This window comes from Mariniflexile litorale, assembly GCF_031128465.2.
Classification (GTDB): Bacteria; Bacteroidota; Bacteroidia; order Flavobacteriales; family Flavobacteriaceae; genus Mariniflexile; species Mariniflexile litorale.
In genome coordinates, this window is the sequence record NZ_CP155618.1 from 882549 (window position 1) to 905571 (window position 23023).

18 protein-coding genes and 1 pseudogene are annotated in these 23023 nt (G+C 31.7%); 13 read left to right on the forward strand and 6 right to left on the reverse strand.

The window, feature by feature from the left end; translation table 11 throughout:
• Positions 1-36 precede the first annotated feature (36 nt).
• From QLS71_RS03515 to accD, 3 genes are all read left to right on the forward strand, one after another.
• Entirely contained in the window at positions 37-2586 is a 2550-nt protein-coding gene (locus QLS71_RS03515) for a BamA/TamA family outer membrane protein (RefSeq protein ID WP_308990533.1), read from the forward strand.
• Positions 2587-2714: 128 nt separating this feature from the next.
• Positions 2715-3782: a class II fructose-bisphosphate aldolase gene (gene fbaA, locus QLS71_RS03520; RefSeq protein ID WP_308990534.1), complete on the forward strand. Its 1068-nt coding sequence runs from the start codon at positions 2715-2717 to the stop codon at positions 3780-3782.
• 298 nt (positions 3783-4080) lie between these two features.
• Positions 4081-4938, forward strand: a complete 858-nt coding sequence (accD, locus tag QLS71_RS03525) for an acetyl-CoA carboxylase, carboxyltransferase subunit beta (RefSeq protein WP_308990535.1) — start codon at positions 4081-4083, stop codon at positions 4936-4938.
• Positions 4939-5000: 62 nt separating this feature from the next.
• On the opposite strand, the gene QLS71_RS03530 is transcribed toward accD, so the two are convergent.
• Positions 5001-6116 carry a PAS domain S-box protein gene (locus QLS71_RS03530; RefSeq protein WP_308990536.1) on the reverse strand — a complete coding sequence of 372 codons (1116 nt, stop codon included), beginning with the start codon at positions 6114-6116 and terminating at the stop codon, positions 5001-5003.
• A 144-nt stretch (positions 6117-6260) separates the two neighbouring features.
• Here QLS71_RS03530 and rpsO point away from each other — a divergent pair, with 144 nt between their 5' ends.
• From rpsO to rpe, 6 genes and pseudogenes are all read left to right on the forward strand, one after another.
• Positions 6261-6530, forward strand: coding sequence for a 30S ribosomal protein S15 (gene rpsO / locus QLS71_RS03535; protein WP_308990800.1), 270 nt, complete (start codon positions 6261-6263; stop codon positions 6528-6530).
• 245 nt (positions 6531-6775) lie between these two features.
• Positions 6776-9022 (forward strand): polyribonucleotide nucleotidyltransferase, encoded by a 2247-nt coding sequence (locus tag QLS71_RS03540; protein ID WP_308990537.1) that lies wholly within the window; start codon positions 6776-6778, stop codon positions 9020-9022.
• 123 nt (positions 9023-9145) lie between these two features.
• Positions 9146-9520, forward strand: a complete 375-nt coding sequence (locus QLS71_RS03545) for a hypothetical protein (protein WP_308990538.1) — start codon at positions 9146-9148, stop codon at positions 9518-9520.
• A 217-nt stretch (positions 9521-9737) separates the two neighbouring features.
• On the forward strand, positions 9738-10601 hold the full coding sequence (locus tag QLS71_RS03550) for an RNA polymerase sigma factor RpoD/SigA (protein ID WP_100610046.1): 864 nt from the start codon (positions 9738-9740) through the stop codon (positions 10599-10601).
• Between the two features lie 167 nt (positions 10602-10768).
• Positions 10769-11170 (forward strand): annotated as a pseudogene (locus tag QLS71_RS19210) (BLUF domain-containing protein).
• Between the two features lie 67 nt (positions 11171-11237).
• Positions 11238-11900 (forward strand): ribulose-phosphate 3-epimerase, encoded by a 663-nt coding sequence (rpe, locus tag QLS71_RS03555; protein ID WP_308990539.1) that lies wholly within the window; start codon positions 11238-11240, stop codon positions 11898-11900.
• Here rpe and QLS71_RS03560 read toward each other — a convergent pair.
• From QLS71_RS03560 to QLS71_RS03580, 5 genes are all read right to left on the reverse strand, one after another.
• Complete coding sequence (locus QLS71_RS03560) at positions 11897-12325, reverse strand: CBS domain-containing protein (protein ID WP_308990540.1); 429 nt, start codon at positions 12323-12325, stop codon at positions 11897-11899. The two genes, rpe and QLS71_RS03560, sit on opposite strands and share 4 nt — an antisense overlap.
• 9 nt (positions 12326-12334) lie before the next feature.
• The gene (locus QLS71_RS03565) at positions 12335-12754 is read right to left on the reverse strand and encodes a CBS domain-containing protein (RefSeq protein WP_308990541.1); all 420 of its coding nucleotides are present in this window, start codon (positions 12752-12754) and stop codon (positions 12335-12337) included.
• 81 nt (positions 12755-12835) lie between these two features.
• On the reverse strand, positions 12836-13687 hold the full coding sequence (locus tag QLS71_RS03570; RefSeq protein ID WP_308990542.1) for a zinc-dependent peptidase: 852 nt from the start codon (positions 13685-13687) through the stop codon (positions 12836-12838).
• A gap of 149 nt (positions 13688-13836) precedes the next feature.
• A complete protein-coding gene (locus QLS71_RS03575) occupies positions 13837-15114 on the reverse strand; it encodes a YCF48-related protein (protein ID WP_308990543.1) in 1278 nt (425 codons plus the stop codon).
• 182 nt (positions 15115-15296) lie between these two features.
• A complete protein-coding gene (locus QLS71_RS03580) occupies positions 15297-16751 on the reverse strand; it encodes a hypothetical protein (protein ID WP_308990544.1) in 1455 nt (484 codons plus the stop codon).
• A 114-nt stretch (positions 16752-16865) separates the two neighbouring features.
• On the opposite strand from QLS71_RS03580, the gene QLS71_RS03585 reads away from it, so the two are divergent.
• From QLS71_RS03585 to QLS71_RS03600, 4 genes are all read left to right on the forward strand, one after another.
• Positions 16866-17381, forward strand: a complete 516-nt coding sequence (locus tag QLS71_RS03585) for a sigma-70 family RNA polymerase sigma factor (RefSeq protein ID WP_308990545.1) — start codon at positions 16866-16868, stop codon at positions 17379-17381.
• Between the two features lie 109 nt (positions 17382-17490).
• Positions 17491-18390 (forward strand): FecR domain-containing protein, encoded by a 900-nt coding sequence (locus tag QLS71_RS03590; RefSeq protein ID WP_308990546.1) that lies wholly within the window; start codon positions 17491-17493, stop codon positions 18388-18390.
• A 37-nt stretch (positions 18391-18427) separates the two neighbouring features.
• Positions 18428-20704 (forward strand): TonB-dependent receptor plug domain-containing protein, encoded by a 2277-nt coding sequence (locus QLS71_RS03595; protein WP_308990547.1) that lies wholly within the window; start codon positions 18428-18430, stop codon positions 20702-20704.
• Positions 20705-20801: 97 nt separating this feature from the next.
• Complete coding sequence (locus QLS71_RS03600) at positions 20802-22949, forward strand: cation:proton antiporter (RefSeq protein ID WP_308990548.1); 2148 nt, start codon at positions 20802-20804, stop codon at positions 22947-22949.
• Positions 22950-23023 lie beyond the last annotated feature (74 nt).

Below are 23023 nucleotides of genomic sequence, written 5' to 3' on the forward strand. Positions count from 1 at the left end.
TGAACAACCTTTAACCTGAATTAATTTTTATTTCATTTGAAACTACAATTCTCAAAAATAACACTTTTAGTAATATTTACGGCACACTTAATATCTTGCGATGCAGTAAAACGAGTTTCCGAAAATGAACATTTACTTACCAATAATACTGTTTTAGTAAACGGTAAAAAAGACCAAACAGAAACAATAAATAATTTGTTATACCAAGAACCCAATAGTAAAATCCCCATTATTGGAACTCCTTTGCGTTTACATATATACAATTTAGCACGCCCAAATAAGGATTCCTTATTTGACGTTTGGTTAGACAAAAACCCAAAACGAAAAGAACGATTAACTAAACGCTTATCTAAAAAACAGTTAGACAAATTAAAAGAGTCCTCACTAGGCTTTAATAATTGGCTGCGTAAAACAGGCGAAGCACCTGTAATTGTTAGTGAAGACAAAGCTATAAAATCTGTAAAAAGACTGGAAGCTTACTATATAAATAACGGATGGTTTGATGTTGGAGCAACTTACAACATAAACAAAAACGAAAACAAACGTGCCGATGTAGAATATCACGTTGAAACAGGCACGCCCTTTTCTTTAGATACAATTTCAGAAAAAATAAAATCGCCCATTGTTGATTCTATATACCAAAAAACAAAAAAAAACACTGTAATTAAGAGTCACGATCAATATAGATCTTCCAATTTTGCACAAGAACGCGAACGTATTTCTAACGAATTACGAAACTCTGGTGTTTATCACTTCAATCAAGATTATATCACATTTGAAATGGATACTATTGGTACGCATAAAAAAGTAAATATTGAAGTTCAAATTCAAAATAGAGCTGTGAGAACACAAGATTCTGTTAAGCGTGTTCCTTTTGATATTTATAAAATTAAAGATGTTAATATTATAACCGATTACACTTTTGAAAACAGAAATAAACCTTTTCAAGATTCCATAATATATGAAGGTTACAAGATTTTTGGTTATAATAAAATAAAATATCGCCCTAAGGCTTTAACCGATGCTATTTTTATTACACCAAATACTATTTTTAAAGACAGCGACCGAACGTTAACTTACCGACATATTAACGAATTACGGACCTTTAAATATCCCAATATTGAATATATAGAAAATGAAGACAATACGCTTACTGACACCATTAGATTAACGCCATTGAAAAAATTTAGTTTAAGTTTTAGTGCCGATGCTTCTACAAGTAATATTCAAAAAATCGGGTTTTCATTAAACCCTAGTTTGATGATTACAAATGTTTTTAGAGGTGCTGAAACTTTAGAATTCTCAATTATTGGAGCTATTGGCGCTTCAGTTGACAAAAACAACATTAACGATCCTTTTTTTGATATCAATGAAATTGGTGCCGATTTAAAATTAACAATTCCACGATTCTTTTTTCCTTTTAATACTGAAAAAATCATCCCAAAATACATGTCGCCAAGTACCCGAATAAGTTTAGCAACAACCAGTCAAACCAATATAGGTTTAGACAAACAAACCTTTACGGGTATTTTTAATTATAATTGGCAACCTTCTGCTAAAGTAACCAACAGCCTGAATGTTTTTAATATTCAATATGTTAGAAATTTAAATATTGAAAATTATTTTAGAATATATGACAATTCATTTGATGTACTTAATCAAATTGCTAAAGACATAAATTATATTGATGAGGATACGAAGTTAAATATACCAAACTCTGACAATTCTGTAAACGAAGCAGATCTTTTTATAAGTGATGTGTTAAATAATAACACTTCTTTAAATACAACTGATGATGATTATAAGTCCGTTTCTAGTATAAACGAACGCAAACAGCGTTTAACCGAAAACAACTTAATATTATCTTCCAGTTTCAGTTTAACAAACGACGAACGCACTAATTTATTTGATGAAGATTTCTCGATTTTCCGTTTTAAATTAGAATTGGCAGGAAATCTACTTTCCAGCGCATCTGACCTTATCGGTCTTAAAAAAAACACCGATAACCGTTACGAACTCTTTAATGTAGCCTATTCACAATTTGTAAAAACCGAATTGGACTATGTTAAGCATTGGAGTTTAGGTAAAAAAAACATAATAGCAGCTAGAAGTTATTTTGGAATTGCGATACCATACGGAAACTCTAACAACATTCCTTTTTCTAAAAGTTTTTTTGCTGGAGGCGCCAACGATAATCGAGCTTGGACGGCCTACCGCTTAGGCCCTGGAAGTTCGGAGTCTAGTAACGAGTATAATGAGGCCAACTTAAAATTAGCCTTAAGCGTTGAACAACGCTTTAATATTTTTGGCAAATTAAATGGTGCTGTTTTTGTTGATGCTGGAAACATTTGGAATGTACTAGACGATGTTACCAATGAAAATGCCACATTTTCAAACTTTAACTCGTTAAAAGATATTGCTGTTGGTTCAGGTTTTGGTTTGCGCTACGATTTTAGTTTTTTCATATTCCGTTTTGATATTGGGTTTAAAACCTACGATCCTTCTTACCAAGACCAAAATCGTTGGTTTAACGACTATAACTTTTCTAATGCTGTTTACAACATTGGAATTAATTATCCTTTTTAATATCTAAATTATTCATTTCAAACTATAACGTTTTAGTACATTTTTAGTGTTTTCAAACAACCAAAACACCAAAAATGTTTTAAAAATTGATTACTTTTGGAACTTACAAAAATTAAAATTTAATAATTATGGGACATAATATAAAACCAGGCGTTGCTACAGGAAAAGAAGTACAAGCCATTTTTAAACTTGCAAAAGAAAAAGGATTTGCTTTACCTGCTGTAAACGTAATAGGTTCAGACACTATTAATGGTGTATTAGAAACTGCTGCTTCATTGAATGCGCCTGTAATTATACAATTTTCAAATGGGGGTGCTCAATTTAATGCTGGAAAAGGCCTAAATAACGATGGTCAAAAAGCCGCTATTGCAGGCGCTATAGCTGGAGCAAAACACGTACATACTTTAGCAGAAGCATATGGTGTTCCAGTAATTTTACATACAGACCACTGTGCAAAAAAACTTTTACCTTGGATTGATGGTTTATTGGACGCTAGTGAAAAACATTTTTCTGAAACAGGAAAATCACTTTTTAGTTCACATATGATTGACCTTTCGGAAGAACCAATTGAAGAAAACATCGAGATTTGCAAAACCTATTTAGAGCGTATGAGCAAAATGGGAATGACTTTAGAAATTGAACTTGGTATTACAGGTGGTGAAGAAGACGGTGTAGACAACAGTGATGTAGACGATTCTAAATTATACACACAACCAGAAGAAGTTGCTTATGCTTACGAAGAGTTAAGTAAAGTGAGTGATCAATTTACTATTGCAGCAGCTTTTGGAAATGTGCATGGTGTTTACAAACCAGGAAACGTGAAATTAACTCCAAAAATCTTGAAAAATTCACAAGATTATATTTCTAAGAAATATGGCGTAGGCCATAACCATATCGATTTTGTATTCCATGGTGGTTCAGGTTCTACGGTTGAAGAAATCCGCGAAGGTATTAGCTACGGTGTTATTAAAATGAATATAGATACCGATTTACAATATGCATTTATGGAAGGTATCCGTGATTATATGGGTGAAAAATCTGAGTATTTAAAAGCTCAAATAGGCAACCCTGATGGTAGCGATTCTCCAAACAAAAAACATTATGACCCACGTGTTTGGTTACGTGCAGGCGAAGTTACTTTTGTAAATCGTTTAAAAAAGGCTTTCGAAGACCTTAACAATGTAAATACACTATAGTATATAATTCCTTGTATTTATCATATATAAAAATCCTGCTTCACGCAGGATTTTTCATTTATAGATTTTAATAATAAAACCTATAAAAACAATTATAACAATAATTCCTTTAATAAAAAAAGAATGGCTTTACTACTAAATTAAAATAAAGCCTTAATTTTGTAGTCAGGCTTTTTGCTTTAGTTTTTTAATTTCCACACTATGTGTTTCTTAAAAAGAATATAACAATAAGCTTTAACACAAATTATCGATGTAAGGTTTTTTAAACCTATCGTAAATCTAAAAATTATAAATCATTATGTCTTGGTTTAAAAGAAAAACAAAAGGAATAACAACTACAACAGAGGAAAAGAAAGATACCCCTAGAGGACTTTGGTACAAATCTCCTACTGGAAAAATTGTCGATACAGAAGAGCTTGAAAAAAACTTTTATGTAAGTCCCGAAGATGGATATCACGTTCGTATAGGAAGTAAAGAATACTTCGAAATTCTTTTTGATGATAATAAATTTAAAGAACTAGATGCTAATTTAGAATCTAAAGACCCATTAAAGTTCATTGATACCAAAAAATATCCAGATCGTTTAAAAGCTGCACAAGAAAAAACCAAATTAAAAGATGCCATTCGAGTAGGTGTTGGGAAATCTAAAGGAAAAAACTTGGTTATAGCTTGTATGGATTTTGCATTCATTGGTGGTTCCATGGGAAGTGTTGTTGGTGAAAAAATCGCTCGTGCCGCAGATTATTCTCTAAAAAATAATGTACCCTTGATGATCATCTCTAAATCGGGAGGTGCTCGCATGATGGAAGCGGCATTATCACTAATGCAATTAGCAAAAACATCGGTAAAATTAGCACAATTAGCAGACGCCAATATTCCATACATATCATTATGCACCGACCCAACAACAGGAGGCACTACCGCTTCTTTTGCCATGTTAGGCGATATTAATATTGCAGAACCAGGCGCTTTAATTGGGTTTGCAGGACCTCGTGTTGTTAAAGATACTACTGGTAAAGATTTACCTGAAGGTTTTCAAACCTCAGAGTTTTTATTAGAACACGGTTTCTTAGATTTTATCACCTTAAGAAAAGATTTAAAGAATAAAGTCAATTTGTATTTAGATTTAATTTTAAATCAGCCTTTAAGGGCTTGATTTAATATACCATAAAAATTCTGACCTGCTTGTTTTTAAAATTAAGCAGGTTTTTTTATGTTTTAAGCTATCTCTTTTTGTGTGTTTTTTAAATAAATTATAAATTCAGACCCTATATTCACTTCACTTTTAACTTCAATTTTACCATCTAACGATTCAATTTGATTTTTTGTAATAAACAGCCCCACCCCTCGAGAATCTTTGTTTTTGTGAAAAGTTTGGTAAAGCGAAAACAACTTACTACCACAAGCCTCTAAATCCAAACCTAAACCGTTGTCTTTCACACTTAACACCACAAAGTCGGCCTCTAACCTAGTACTCAATAAAATATTACCATCTCTATCCTCTGACTTATATTTAATGGCATTTGTTAATAAATTGAGTAGAATACTATCTAAATAAGCTTCGATACCTGTTACAAGCAATGTGTCTTGTATGTTGTTTTCAATAACACAATTACTATTTCTAGCCAATGAACTTACATTACAGATAGCATTAACAGCAAAATCGTGTAAATTAAGCGCTTTTAATTCGGCAGTATCATATTTAGAAAATTTAGCTATTTCGGTTAAATGAGTTACGGTTTCTTGCAAATTACAAATAGCTTGTTTTAAAAATAAAAAACTATCATTTGTTGTAATTTCATCCATTTCATCTTCTACAAATCCTAACAGTGTCATTAAATTACCTCCATGTGTTTTTAAGTTATGAGTTATAATTCTAGAAAAATTCAAAAGCCTTTCATTTTGTTCTTTTACAAAATTGGCTATTATTTCCTTTTCTTGTTCTTCTTGCTTTTGCTCTGTAATGTCTTGCACTTGACAGATAAAATATTTAGGCTTATTATTTTTATCTTTTACCAAAGACACCGATAATTGTGCCCAAACCATATTACCGTTTTTTTTAAAATAACGTTTTTCCATCTTGAAGCTTTTCACATCCTCTTTAAAAAGCTTGTTTAATTTTCTTAAATCAATTTTTAAATCGTCCTTATGTATTATTTCATCAAAGCTAAGTTGTAAAAGTTCACTTTCTGTATAACCTAAAATATCGCACAAACTTTTACTTACTAACAACCACTTACCATCCAACCCTACTACAGCAATACCGTGGTAAGCATTATTAAAAATATCTGGGAGTAAATTAGCATCTAATGCATCTCCTATTATTCTTTCCATTGAAAAATAAGTAAAAATTATATTACGTCAATGTAGTGAAAATTTGGAGAAAAAGACGCGTTGCTAACTCATAATAAATTACTATCTTTGCAGTTCGAAAGAAAGGCTTTCGTGTACATAAAAATTATTTACAACAATATTAGCATGTATTTAGATCAAAAAGAAAAAGAAACTATCTTTACAAAACATGGTAAAGATGCAAAAGACACTGGTTCTGCAGAAGGACAAATTGCATTATTCACTTACAGAATTAACCACTTAACTGGACACTTAAAAAAGAATCGTAAAGATTATAACACAGAGCGTTCATTAGTAAAATTAGTAGGTAAAAGAAGAAGCTTACTAGATTACTTAACTAAGAAAGATGTCTTAAGATATCGTGCGATAGTAAAAGAATTAGGATTAAGAAAATAAAAAAAGAGGCTTTTCAGCCTCTTTTTTGTTTTTGCGTTAGGGATTGTAGTGAAAATCCTTTTGCCTTTGCAAAAGATTGTAACGAAAAGCCCGACCTGAAAGGGTAACGCCCATATAAAACAACTCTATCGAAAGGAGTATAAAAATTCGAATTGAAGAAGCTTATTATTGTTTTTCATTGGTCACACACAACAACTACACACAACAACGCAACGACCATTGTTTAATTAGAATTAAAAAAATTTATGATTCCAAAAGTTTTTAAAGAGGTTATAGACCTTGGTGATGGACGCACAATTTCCATCGAAACCGGAAAATTAGCAAAACAGGCTCATGGGTCTGTTGTTGTACAATCGGGAAAATGTATGCTTTTGTGTACTGTTGTTTCCAACTATAAGCAAAGTGATGTTGACTTTTTACCTTTAACGGTAGATTACAGAGAAAAGTTTGCTGCTTCTGGACGTTATCCTGGTGGTTTCTTTAAAAGAGAAGCAAGACCTAGTGATGGTGAAGTATTAACAATGCGTCTTGTTGACCGTGTTTTACGTCCATTATTCCCTAAAGATTACCATGCTGAAACACAAGTAATGATTCAGTTAATGTCTCATGATGATGATGTTATGCCAGAAGCTATGGCTGGTTTAGCTGCTTCTGCTGCCATTCAGTTATCTGATTTTCCGTTTGAATGCGCAATCTCTGAAGCTAGAGTGGGTCGTATTAATGGTGAATTTATTATTAACCCAACACGTGCTCAATTAGAAGAATCTGATATTGATATGATGATTGGAGCATCAGCCGATTCTGTTATGATGGTTGAAGGTGAAATGGACGAGATTTCTGAGGAAGAAATGGCAGATGCCATTAAGTTTGCTCACGAAGCTATTAAACTTCAAATTGCTGCTCAATTACGTTTAGCAGAAGCTTTTGGTAAAAAAGAAACTCGTGAATACGCTACTGCAGAAGAAAACGAAGAACTAGCTAAAAGAATACATGATTTAGCTTACGATAAATGTTACGCTATTGCTAAGAAGGGAACTTCTAAAGCAGAACGTGGTGAAGCATTCGCTGAAGTAAAAGAAGAAGTTAAAGCGTCTTTTACAGAAGAAGAGATGGAAGAATTTGGTCATCTTGTTAGCGGTTATTATAGTAAAGCTGAAAAAGAAGCTGTTCGTGAATTAACCTTGGCTGAAGGTTTACGTTTAGACGGACGTAAAACAGATGAGATTAGACCTATTTGGTCTGAGGTAGATTATTTACCATCTGTACACGGTTCTGCTATTTTTACTAGAGGTGAAACGCAAGCATTAGCAACCGTTACTTTAGGAACATCAAGAGAAGCAAATAAAATAGATATGCCATCTTACGAAGGTGAAGAAACATTCTATTTACATTATAACTTCCCTCCTTTTTGTACAGGTGAAGCGAGACCATTAAGAGGAACCTCTCGTAGAGAGGTTGGTCATGGAAACTTAGCACAACGTGGATTAAAAGGAATGATTCCTGTAGATTGCCCTTATACAGTGCGTGTCGTATCTGAAGTATTAGAATCAAATGGTTCTTCTTCAATGGCAACGGTTTGTGCTGGTACTATGGCATTAATGGATGCTGGAGTTCAAATGATAAGACCTGTTTCTGGTATTGCTATGGGATTAATTTCTGATGGGGATCGTTACGCTGTATTGTCTGATATTTTAGGTGACGAAGATCACTTAGGAGATATGGACTTTAAAGTTACAGGAACTACAGAAGGTATTACAGCATGTCAAATGGACATTAAAATCAAAGGTTTGCCTTATGAGATTTTAGTGAATGCATTAAAACAAGCTCGTATTGGTCGTTTACATATTTTAGGTAAAATTGCTGAAACAATAACGGCACCAAATGCAGACGTGAAACCTCACGCTCCAAAAATGGTGACTCGTGTTATTCCAAACGAATTTATTGGTGCATTAATTGGACCTGGTGGAAAAGTAATTCAAGAATTACAAAAAGCTACCAAGACCACTATCGTTATTAATGAAGACCCAGTTACTGAAGAAGGTATTGTTGAAATTCTAGGTACTAACCAAGAAGGTATTGATGCCGTTTTAGCTAAAATTGATTCGTTAATGTTTAAACCAACTGTTGGTGGAACTTATCAAGTTAAAGTAATTAAAATGCTTGATTTTGGTGCTGTTGTAGAATATGCAGATGCTCCAGGAAACGAAGTTTTATTACATGTTTCAGAACTAGCTTGGGAACGAACAGAAAATGTTTCTGATGTTGTAAACATGGGAGATGTTTTTGATGTGAAGTATTTTGGAGTTGATCCAAAAACTCGTAAAGAAAAAGTATCTCGTAAAGCCTTGTTAGATAAACCAGAAGGTTATGTAGCAAGACCACCAAGAGAGAATAATGATCGTGGTGGACGTGATAACAGAGGTAGAGACAATCGTGGACGCGATAACCGTCGTGACGACAGAAAACCTAGAGAAGATAGAAAAGACGATTAAGTTTTTTATAATCTTATAAATTTAAAGCCTCACAATTTTTAATTTGTGAGGCTTTTTGATTTTATGAACGTTAAAGCTTGTTAAAAATTTGCTTTTCTCCTTATTTTCAGTATATTATAAGCTATGATATACGAAGACAAGGCAAAATACACAGACATTTTAGAGAATTCTATCACTTATTTAGAAAACCACGGTTTTGAAAATATAAAAGCCGATACAGAAGGTTATGAAACACCTAAATCTTACAATAAAGCAGGAAGCAATATTAACATTACCCCTGATATTGTTGCTGAAAAAGAAGGCAGAAAGCATTATTTTGATTTAAGTTTAAAATCTGAGAAACCCAATCTATTAAAATCTAAATGGCTATTTCTTAACACCTTAAGCACTTTAAAATCGTCTCGTTTCAGACTTATTACAGCGCGAGGGCACTATGCCTTCACTCAAGATATGCTAGAGTCTATCAATCTTAATAACAAAACATTAATCAAGATTTAAGATAATATTTCAAAAAGATAAACTCAGCATTTTCTGAGGTCAATCATCTTTTTATTTTCTTTAGACATTAAAACATAATGAATAGCATAGACTCCATATGGTCTCTTTGTATTAAAAATAATGTAAAATAATTAAAAATTTTTGTAACATTTTTTAATGTTCTTACGTATAACTATTGAATAACAATATTCATTTTTTAATTCACAGGAAACTTTAGATGAGACAACTTAAAATTACGAAGCAGGTTACCAACAGAGAAACCGCCTCGTTAGACAAATATCTTCAAGAAATTGGTAAAGTTGACTTAATTACTGCAGACGAAGAAGTAGAATTAGCACAACGTATTAAAGCTGGCGACCAAGCTGCTTTAGAGAAGTTGACTAAGGCTAATTTACGTTTCGTTGTATCGGTAGCTAAGCAATACCAAAATCAAGGTTTAACATTACCCGATTTAATTAATGAAGGTAATTTAGGTTTAATTAAAGCCGCACAACGTTTTGATGAAACTCGTGGTTTTAAATTTATATCTTATGCTGTTTGGTGGATTCGCCAATCGATTCTTCAAGCTTTAGCTGAACAATCACGTATTGTGCGTTTACCTCTAAACAAAATTGGTTCTATTAATAAAATTAATAAAACATTTGCATTTTTAGAGCAAAGTCATGAGCGCCCACCAAGTGCTGAAGAAATTGCAAAAGAGTTAGATATGACTATTAACGATGTTAAGGAGTCTATGAAAAATTCTGGTCGTCACGTAAGTATGGATGCCCCTTTAGTTGAAGGTGAAGATTCTAACTTATATGATGTATTGAATAGTGGTGAATCTCCAAATCCAGATAGAGAGTTATTACACGAATCTTTGCGTACTGAAATTGAGCGTGCTTTAGAAACCTTAACACCTCGTGAAGCAGACGTTATTCGTCTATATTTTGGTTTAGGAAACCAACACCCAATGACTTTAGAAGAAATTGGTGAGACTTTCGATTTAACTCGTGAGCGTGTACGTCAAATTAAAGAAAAAGCTATTAGAAGATTGAAACATACTTCTAGAAGTAAAATATTAAAAACATATTTAGGTTAGTAATTTTTCATTAACTATTACGACTAAATTACAGTAACAAACAGTTACACATAACTGTTCGTTTTTTGATTGATGAAAGAACCCCCGGCTGATTACCGGGGGTTTATTTTTTATCCCTCTTCATCCTAAATTTATTTTCTTTAAACTGTAATTACTTTTTTTTATTAATGATTAAAACAATCTGCTACATCAGTATATATACCCAAAACATCTCTAATTTAAAATTAGACATGTTGTTTCACAAAATTAGATTACACAATAATAAGCATCATATCAAAGGGGTATTAATTGCTAAAAATGATAAATTTTTTCAAATATGAGAAGGTCCAGAAACCATTTTAGATAATCTATATTTTTCTATTAAGAAAGATCCCCGACACCAGCAAATTAATGAAATACTAAATACTACTATAAAATCGTATTCATTTAAAGATTTTGGCACTGGTTATAACACCATTAAAAGCATCGACTCGTTATTGGGGCTTCAAACTTATTTGAATTCTCCAACAATTAACAGCTTTACTAATGCTGCCTTATTTCTAAAAACAATTGAGAATTTTTTCAATTAATTTATAATATTAGTAGCATTCGGTATTAATTAATTTATTTTTGCTTTAAAATTAAATTTTTTAAGAAATGACTTCAAAATTAATCGCTCCTTCTTTACTAGCCGCTGATTTCGGAAATTTGCAGCGCGACATAGAAATGGTTAACAAAAGTGAAGCTGATTGGTTTCATATTGATATAATGGACGGAGTTTTTGTGCCTAATATTTCTTTTGGAATGCCTGTGCTTCAAGCCATAACTAAGCATACTAAAAAAACAGTTGATGTGCATTTGATGATTGTTGACCCTGATAGATACATCAAAACATTTGCTGACTTAGGAAGCGATATTTTGACGGTTCATTATGAAGCCTGTCCACATTTACACAGAACCTTACAAGCCATTAAAGCTGAAGGCATGAAAGCTGGAGTTTCATTAAATCCGCATACAAATGTAAATCTTTTAGAAGACACCATTTGTGACATCGATTTAGTACTTATTATGAGTGTAAATCCTGGTTTTGGAGGTCAAAGTTTTATTGAAAACACTTATGATAAAGTAAAACAACTTAAAGAATTAATTACCCGCAAAGGTGCTTCGACCATTATAGAAATTGACGGAGGTGTAACTACAAGTAATGCCAAAGCACTTGCTGATGCTGGTGCCGATGTTCTAGTTGCTGGTAGTTTTGTTTTTAAAAGCAACAATCAAATTGAAACAATTAAAGAATTAAAAACTATTGCCAATTCTTAGTATTGTTTTATATAGTAATTTAACAAATCGGTAGTTGTAACGATACCCACCAAAACGCCTTCATCTACAACTGGTAGTGCATGAAATTCTCTTTCAGCTAAAATAGTGGCAGCTTCTTTTATTGTAGTATCACTATGGATAGTTACGATGTTTTTACTCATAACCTGCTCTATTTTGAATGTATTATACACAATAGTATTTACATTATGTTCGTCTTCAGTTATTTCAGCAAGACTAATTTTTAATAAATCTGAAAAACTTAACATACCAATTACCACATCTGAACTAACTACGGGGATGTGCTTAATTTTATATTTATTAAAAAGCATTTCTGCTCTTTCTAAATTATCTCCTCTTTTTAAGGCTATAATGTTTTTCACCATTATCTCTGAAACTGGATTATTTTGGATCATATTATTCATCATTTAAATTATTTAAAATTGTTTTAGTAAATATTTTATAAGATCGGTAGTTGTTACAATACCAACTAGTTTGTTATTATCCACCACAGGTAAAGCATGAAACTCTTTACTTGCTAATATCTCTGCAACATCTTTTATTGAATTTGAAGTTGAAACCGTTATTATATGCTTCTTCATTACTTGCTTTATGATAAACATATTATACACCATGGCATCGGCACCTGAATCTGAATTATCTGTAACATCAGCAAAGCTGAGACGAAGTAAATCGGTATAGCTTAACATACCCACAACAACGTTATCGTTAACTACGGGTATATGTCGTATATGGTGTTTTTTAAAAAGTCGTTCTGCTGTTTCTAAGCTATCCTTCTTTTTGAGTGTAATAACGGGCTCGGTCATTATCATTGAAATTGGTGCTTTACGTATCATGACTTTTCAACTTTAGTTTTAACTGACACTAAAATTATAAAATGAGACCCTAAAAAAGTATGATAAAAATCATGTAAAGAATTAATAGCCTGCTATAGAAAAATTCAGCATTTGTTTCACTTTACCATATACATAAGGAAACTGTGTTTTAAAGGTGTGGGGCGTCTCAATAAAGTTTTCAATAATTACAGCTAAGAATTCAAACTGATTAGTAAATGCATACTTTCTAAAATAGTCTGACGCCATTAATTTATTTCTTAATGTTTCACTTTCAGAAATCATTTCAGACAATTCTTTAAATGAATCACTAAAAATAGTAGAACTAACATCCTGCTCTTTCATACTATTAATATGAATGGCATGTGTAAATTCGTGTATTCCTAGATTGATATTGTCTGTAGCGTTACTATAACCCTTTAAAAAATCTTCCCAAGACAGCGCTAACGTTTCAAATCTAGGGTTGAACTCCCCTTTATGATATGCTTTATTTGTGTTAGAATAAAATGCTTTAGGGTACACAATAATTTTAGAAATAACACCTATGTAAAAATCACGAAAACCAAAAGTCAACATAACCGCAGTGGCTGATATTAAAACCTTTATCTCCTCATTGATGACCAATCCATCTCTACCTATAAAATCTTTATCAGCAATAAAGGATGATACTCTGTGATTAAAATGTTTTTTTTCTGTAGCACTAAGTTTTTTATAGAAAGAAAACTGTTGTTGTAGAATATTTTTTTGCTTTTGATTTAAACGGTTTAACCGGAAGTATAAATGGTTATACAATGGTTTTCTTTGTTTCAAGACATAACCCATCTCTATCATTCTAAAGGCATAATAAAAAATAAGTCCGAGAAGCACAGCTAACAAAATTCCAAGAATAATTTTGCCCCCCATAGAGGGCTCTTCAATTAGCAGTAAATTTAACATGAGATAAAAAACGTCCATTATTAAGAATGAATTACATATATAGAATTTAAAAACATAAAACCGAAACGTAAATTATTAAATTTTGCGGTCAGGTTTATAATAAAAAATTAGAAAGGCTATTAACAAAAAAAGTCAAGATAATTTCGATATTATTTCTTTATGAATTTTATCGATTCTCTACCTGTATTATTATGAAAATTTATTAGATAAATACCAGAAGTTAAGTCTTCAACTGGAAAGGCATATTTTTTTGTTGCTTTAGCCGAAACTTTATCTCTAGCTAGCTGTCTTATAAATTTAGCATTTAAATCGTATAGTTCAATTAGTAAATTGTCTACGGACTCAAATTCAATATTAAATTCCAAAACGGATTCAACGGGGTTATTATTTAATTTAATTTTTAAAGGAGTTCTATCTTTTTCTTCTAGGTTTTTTATACCTAAAACTTCTTCTGTAAACTTATAAAGAGAAGTGCCACTTGCATAAGCCAAAGTAGAATTTATAATAAAAATTCTATTCAAATTGCTTCCAATGTTTAAATTCGTCCATGATTGTCCACCATCTAAAGTTTCATAAAAACCCGTAGCATGGCCACCCATCCAGCCTTTGTTTTCATTAACAAAACCAACCGCTTGAATGTTTGTCTCGGGAGCGTTATGCGTAGTCCAAGTAGCACCACCATCTATTGATTTTACCAACTTTCCTAAGTTTGGAGACACCGCTGCTTGAATGGAGCCAAAAATAACATTAGGGTTGCTTTCTAATACTTGCATTTTCCAAAAATATTCTCCTTCCGTGCCCGAATTGTATAATTCGGTCCAAGAATCACCCCCATTACTGGTTTTTAATAAGGTTGCGCCATTAGCATTTCTTCCTGCAACAAAGCCTACTTGTTCAGTTAAAAAATAAATTTCTACAAGTGCATTTGCATTAGCAGACATGTCTATAAATTGCCAAGTAGCACCACTGTTGGTAGATTTAATAATATGGGCTGGTGTAAAATATGCACCGCAACCATAAATTGTTGATGTGCCTACACTAGCTAAACCACAAATAGCAGCTGGGTTTGGCGATATATTTGTAACCTCTGTCCAGTGAGTACCGCCATCAATGGTTTTAAAAAATTTTCCTTCAAGAGTACCTAAAAAACCAATATTTTCATTTAAAAAATCGATGGTTCTAAAGTAATAATCACCGTTAAGCATAGATTCATTTAGCTGCATGGTCCAATTTTTACCACCATCTACGGTTTTGTAAACAGCGGCATAAGCACCGTTGACGGCCCACCCTGTTGTTTCGTTAATAAAATGAATATCATCAAAACGTTGGAGGTTTATGTTCGATGTAATATTTGTAAGCGGTTGCCATGTTGCCTGAGCAGAAATGTTTAGGTAAAAAAGGGAACATATAATGATTAATACTCTCATACTTAATTTTTAAGGTTTAAAGATAAGTTTTATAATCTAACTTTTTTATAAAAGCAGGTTTTGAGTATTAAAGTTCATACTTTAAAGCAGTATCTCATAAACTGTGTAAGTTTATGAGATACCTGTCTTTTACATAATACTTAACTTAATAAACCAATAAGGAAAGAGATCTCTTTTTTCTATCAATCATTATTAAATTCTAGAATTAATATTCTTTTTATTGCTCCTGTAGTACTATAATCTTTCAATTCTATTCTAGTTGCTGTAGCTTCTTTAATTTCCCATCTCCCGTTTAGTAAGAAAAATGGAGAAAACAGATCACTAACTATGAATTGTATATCAAGAAATAATTTTTCTTCACTTCTATAAGCTAACCAAGAACCTGGTACAAAATAATCTGGACCAGCTTCTGGAGAGATTGCGTCCATATATCCATTTTCAATAAATTTTATTGGATATTCCTCAAAATGAACCGTTTGGTCATCATCTTCATAAATATAAGACGTTACTTTCCAACCTCCATCCCAGACTCCCCCCCAAGCTGAAGTTAGGTAATCATTAATTTCGTTTATATCCTCATCTCCATCTGGACAATGTGATTTTAAAATCATTTGGTTATTTGCGTTTTTTAATTTTATTAGATTTGGCTCTAAAAACGTTATTATCCATTCTAGCTTTAAATTAGGTCTATTATCTAAGCTTATTTCTAAAAGAAAACCAATATTTTTTTCACTTATCTGATAAGTTCCTTCAACTAACTCGCCATTTACTCTAAGTTTCACAATATTATTAGCATAAAATTTTAAAGGTCTTCCTATATAATCTTTTTCATTATCTAAATTATCAACTGATAAGCGTGAAATTCTCCAATAGCATTGTTGCAAATAGTCTTCAATTTTTTCTTTAGTAAAATCATCATCACCATAATTATTATCGTCATCTTCATCACAAGCATCTTTGGCTTCATTTATGGTTTGTTCTAATTCAATATTATTATTTACAACAATTTCAGATCCGTCAGCCAACTTCATTGTTAAAGGAAAATTCAAACTAGCAAATACCTCGCCTTGCTTTACTCGATTTATAAAAAGATATAATTGTTTGTCGTTTTCTATAGTTACTACATCTATTATTTGAAATTCTGTATTATATACTGAAAACGAAATGGGGAATGCAAAATCGATACATTCAATATCGTCATCTAATGCATTTTCTTCTTTACAGTCTATTGCAAATTCGATAAATTCTTCTTTATTATTGATTACTATTTCTGTGTAATCTGATAAGATAATTTTAGCTGGAAAAATAATTTCAAGCTTATCATCATCGTTATCAAACTCTTTAAAAATAGTCTCAATTGTTTTATAATCTTCTTCAGAATCTACAATAATCTCAAGATTATTAACTATAACTGTTACTGGCAACTCAACCGTTAGGCAACTTGCATTGTCTATAATATTATCTTTAGATCCATCTTTTTTAGAAGTAGCACTTATTAAAGCTGTAAGCTGTGAATTTGCAGAAAGCGTTTCACTTTCATCAGGTGGCGTAACTTCAATAACTTCTTCTTGACACGAGGTAAATAATAAAAGGGCAAAAAAAGGAATTAGTAATAGTGTTCTCATTTTAATTTTCATTTTTTTAATTTTTGGGTTTAACATAGCATTTTGGTTATAAAACAGGATACCTTTAAAAATTCCTACCCCTATTGATGTTTTTTTTTAATTTAGCACAATAAAGCCCCATAATACATGAATAAAAATCTTCATGAAAATATTTGCGAAGAACATTTGTTTTCTTCCATATTTAATAAATACTCCAAAGATTTACACAATTTTTTATACTATAAGTATGGTGATTTACTGAATCCAAAAGATAAAGTACAAGAAGCTTTTATTAAACTTTGGGAGAATTGTGCTAAAGTGAGCCCCGATAAAGCAAAAAGCTTCGTTTTTACAACAGCCAATAATTTAATGTTGAATGAAACAGCTCACCAAAAGGTTGTGTTAAAACATCAACAAATTAAACCAAAAACCTATACTAACGAAAATCCTGAATTTTTAATGCAGGAAACCGAGTATATGGATAAGCTACAGAAAGCAATCGCTAATTTAACCGATGCACAACGTGAAGCTTTTATGATGAACCGAGTAGAAGGCAAACGCTTTAAAGAAATTGCAGAGATTTTAAATATTTCTACCAAAGCAGTTGAAAAACGCATTTATGGGGCTTTGGAAAAATTGAGAAAAGATATTAAGGAATTGTAGGTTAGAAACCTAACCTTTATTTCTTTCGAGACTTTGGCTCTTTGAAACTTTTTTTCAAAAGTAGGGTAGGAAAAAATTAAAGTTAACTGTTATATAATTGAATATCGAAATGATGAACAAAGAAGAGTTAATATCAAAATGGTTAAATAATGATCTAAATGATCAAGAACTTGAAGTGTTTAAAAACCTTGAAGACTATGATGATTTAGTAAAGTTAAATAATGGTTTGCAAGCTTTTAAGGCTGAAAATTATGATACTTCTAAAGAATTAGAAACTGTTTTAAAAACTATTAAAAGCAAAAAACAACATCAAAGTCATTGGTTTAAACCATTTATGCGTATTGCTGCCATACTTGCAATTTGTTTTAGCTTATATTATTATACCACAACATTAGATACTACAATACATACCGAATTTGCACAAAAAACAACTATTGAATTGCCAGATGCATCAAATGTGTCTTTAAACGCAAAATCGAGTTTAGTATTCAACAAAAATTCATGGAAAAAAGAACGCGATGTTAAACTTGAAGGCGAAGCTTTTTTTAAAGTTGCTAAAGGTTCAACCTTTAATGTTATCACAAAGTCTGGAACCGTAACGGTTTACGGAACTCAATTTAACGTAAAACAACGCGAAAATTATTTTGAAGTTATTTGCTACGAAGGATTAGTTGGAGTTACTTACCTTTCTCAAGAAACAAAGTTAAAACCTGGTGACAGTTTTTTAATTATTGATGGGAAAACAATTGCTAAAGAAAAAGATTACCATTCAACACCTTCGTGGTTAAATAACGAAAGCTTCTTTAAAAGCTTACCGTACAAAGAAGTCATTGCTGAGTTTGAAAGACAATACGATGTAGATATTACACTTTTAAATATTGATCCCTCCCAATTATTCACAGGTAGTTTTGCACACAATAATATTGATGTTGCTTTAAAGGCAATCACTTTACCCTTACATGTAACATATAGTAAAACAAAAAAAACTATCATACTAAAGCGTGAGTAAAAGAGGAATTTTTTCTGTTTTTTTATCATTGTTTTTTTTGAATGTTGCCATATTAAAAGCACAAACCATTCAAAAAGAAAAACAACCACTTCTCACTATTTTAAAACTACTCGAAGTACGTTACGGCATTAGTTTTTCCTATGCTGATCAAACCATTAAAGACAAAACTTCATCACTACCACATAGCGAAGGATCTTTAGATGACGCTTTGAAAGTTCTTAAAACTGAAACACAATTAGACTTTGAATTGTTAGACAGTCGTTTTGTTGTTATAAAAAAAACACCCAGAGTAGAAATGATCACTTTCAATACGCAACTTCTTGAAAAAGTAGTTATTAGCAATTACCTAACCTCGGGGATTACTAAGCTAAATGATGGTTCCCTTACTATAACACCAAAAACCTTTGGTATTCTTCCAGGATTAATTGAACCCGATGTGCTGCAAACTATTCAAGCACTTCCTGGTGTTTTAAGTTCCGACGAAACCGTATCTAATATTAATGTTCGTGGTGGTACACACGATCAAAACCTACTGCTTTGGGATGGTATTAAAATGTATCAATCGGGACATTTTTTTGGTTTAATATCAGCTTTCAATCCATACACTACGAAGCGGGTTAATGTTTATAAAAATGGCACAAGTGCTAAATATGGTGATGGTATTTCTAGTATTATCGATATACAATTACCTAATGACATTGATAACGAATTTAAAGCAGGATTGGGTTTCAATTTGATAAATACTGATGGTTTTGTTAAAATTCCATTAACCAATAAAACAGAGCTACAATTATCCACCCGACGCTCAGTAACCGACTTAATTTCAACGCCAACTTATAACCAATATTTCAAACGTGTTTTTCAAGATTCCGATTTAACAAACTCTAAAAACAATCGTAATTCTATTTCACAAAATGAACAATTTTACTTTTATGATATTAATATCAAATTATTATATGACATCACTAACAAAGATAGAATCAGAATTCATTCTTTAAATGTAAATAACAAATTAAACTACGACGAACAAGCTACCATTAATGACAAAAATGAAAGTTTAAATAGTAAATTGTCTCAACAAAACCTTGCTACGGGAATCACATATATAAGAGATTGGAGTAGTGAGCTTTCAACGACATCACAAGTTTCTATTTCAAATTACGATTTAGATGCCACTAACTACGATATCACAAACAATCAACGTTTAATTCAAGAGAATGAAGTATACGACACCTCTGCTAAAATAGATATTAATTACACACCAAAATATCAATTTAAAATGAATGCTGGTTATCAGTTTTCCGAAGTTGGCATAAGTAATTTAGAAGATGTTAATAATCCCGTTTTTAGAAGTTATATAAAAGAAGTGATTCGTAACCATGCCGTTTACGCAGAAACCAACTTATTATCAAACAATGCAAAAACGAATTTAAAAATAGGAGGCCGACTGAATCATATATCAAAGTTTAATCTATTTTTAGCAGAACCTCGATTAAGTTTTAGTCAGCGATTTTTAAATTATTTCAGGCTTGAAATTTTGGGTGAATTTAAAAGTCAAACAACTTCACAAATTATCGATTTACAAAACGATTTTTTAGGTATTGAAAAACGTCGTTGGGTTTTATCTAATAATAAAAACATTCCTATATTAAAAAGTAAACAGGCCTCTATAGGTATTCATTACAACAAAAATAAATTACTTGTAAGTGCTGAAACGTATATAAAAAAAGTTGATGGTATTACTGCAAGAAGCCAAGGGTTTTTAAACCAATATCAATTTGTAAAAGCCATAGGTAGTTATGAAATAACGGGCATCGATGTACTTATAAATAAACAATTTAAAGATGTAGTTAGTACTTGGGTTTCCTATTCGTTCAATACGAATGACTATACGTTTAACACATTAAATAATGGCAAACCATTTCCTAACGAATCTGATATTAAACATGCTATTACTTTTGGAAGCACTTACACCTATAACAACTTTAAGTTTGCTTTAGGTTTAAATTGGCATTCTGGAAAACCTACAACGCTACCCGATAGAAATGATAACCCCTACGATAATGAAATAACCTACTCCAATCCTAACGGCACTAATTTAAAAGATTATTTGCGTGCCGATTGTTCTACCACTTATAAATTTAATATTTGCCATACTACACGAGCCACTGTCGGAGTTTCTGTTTGGAATATTTCAAACAAAAAAAACATCATTAATTCCTATTACACTTTAGATGATGAAAACCAAATTACTAAAGTGGAAAATCATTCCTTAGGCATTACTCCTAATGTTAGTTTTAGATTGCATTTTTAAAAAAACGTTGACTTTTCTAAAATAAAAAACTGCTTGAATTTAATTTTAATAAACGAAACAAACCATTTCTTATATTTGGATGAAAAATATAAGGGTTATGTTACTATTAAACATTTTAGACACCTCACTTCCATTTACCAATCCGGTACTAAAGTTTCTTATTATTTTAATAATTATTTTACTAGCCCCAATCATTCTTAACAAATTAAAAATCCCTCATATACTAGGGCTTATTGTTGCTGGTGCGGTTATTGGTCCTAATGGGTTTAATCTATTGTTACGTGATAGCAGCATCATTCTATCGGGCACTGCGGGCTTACTTTATATTATGTTTTTAGCAGGTTTAGAAATAGATATGAATGAATTCAAAAAAAATAAATTTAAAAGTTTGTTGTTTGGATTGTTTACGTTTTCAATACCCATGACTTTTGGTGTTTTAGTAGGCATCTTCATCCTGAAATTTTCTGTACTTACATCGGTTTTACTTGCCAGTATGTTTGCTTCTCACACCCTTATAGCCTACCCTATTTTAGGGAAATTTGGCATTACAAAAAACCGAGCCGTAAACATTGTGGTAGGCGGCACCATGATAACCGATACCTTGGCTCTGTTAGTATTAGCCATTATTGTTGGCATGACTAAAGGTTCAGTAGGTAGTGAATTTTGGATTCGACTTTTTATATCTGTAATGATATTTGGCTTTATTGTCCTTAACATTTTCCCCATTATTGGCAGATGGTTTTTAAAACGTTACCAAGATAATATTTCGCAATACATTTTTGTTTTAGTTATTCTTTTTCTAGGTTCTTTTTTAGCTGAAGTCGCAGGCGTAGAAGCCATTATTGGTGCCCTACTTTCGGGTTTTGCTCTTAACAGACTAATTCCTTCCACGTCTCCATTAATGAACCGTATTGAGTTTGTTGGAAACGCTATTTTTATTCCTTTCTTCCTTATTGGCGTGGGCATGCTAATCGATTATCGTGCTTTTTTTACAGACTTTGAAACTATCTTGGTTGCCCTTGTTATGACGGTTGCTGTAACATTAGCAAAATTTATAGCAGCATGGGCCACACAAAAATCGTTTAAATTTTCGGCAGATGAGCGACGTGTTATATTTGGACTAAGCATTGCGCATGCTGCTGTTACACTAGCAACCGTTTCGGTAGGTTATAATATTATTATTGGTGAAACTGAAACAGGCGAACCAATAAGGCTGTTAGGTGAAAGTATTTTAAATGGTACTATCATCATGATTTTAGTAACCTGCACCATTTCAACTTTTGTGGTTCAAAAAGGTGCTAGAAATCTATCGCTATTTCAATCTACTGCTAAAGACAAGAACAATGTAGTTAACGAAGAAAAAATATTAATTGCTATTAATAATGCCGATACGGTTGAAGAATTAATTAGCTTAAGTACCATCATAAAATCTAAAGAAAACAAAGATTCCCTATTTGCATTGCATGTTATAAACAATGACAACAACGATGTTCATGCTGAAACAAGTGCCATTAAAATACTAGACAAAGCCATAAAAATTGCAGCTTCAACCGATATTAAACTCAGTAAATTACTCCGTTATGATTTGAATATTATGAATGGCATTTTAAACGTTGCCAAAGAAAAAAAGGCTACCGATTTAGTTCTAGGCTTACACATTAAAACAAATATTTCGGAATCGTTTTTAGGAAGTTTAACCGAAGGTGTTTTATCAAAATGCAACGCTACCAGCTTTATATACAAAGCATCTCAACCTATTGCGACTATAAAAAGACACATTGTTATTATGCCTAACAACGTAGAAAACGAAGTTGGATTTCCGTTTTGGCTTGATAATATTTGGAACATCTCATATAATACGGGCGCTAAAATAATTTTTTATGGTACCGAACATTCCATAAAAGTTATTCAAAATATTCATTCAGAACATCCTATTGATGCCGATTTTATAATTTTCAATAGTTGGAGTAGTTCCAAAGCACTATCTAGCAATATTAAGTTAGACGATAATTTAATTTTTATTTTAACCAGAAAAGACGAGCCTTCTTACCACAAAAACATAAAAAATATTTCTATTTATTTAAATCGGTATTTTAAATCGAATAATTTTATTTTGGTTTGCCCGATTATGCAAACCCATATTCCTAATGGAACCACCGATTTCAATAACCCTTCTTTATTAGAACCATTAGAAAAACTAGATGAAATTGGAAAAACTATAGCGAATGTGTTTCGTAAAAAGTAATATTTTGATTAACAAGTAAACTTTAAATTAGATAATTCAAAACTACAAAGACTTAGTAAATAATCATTTTGATA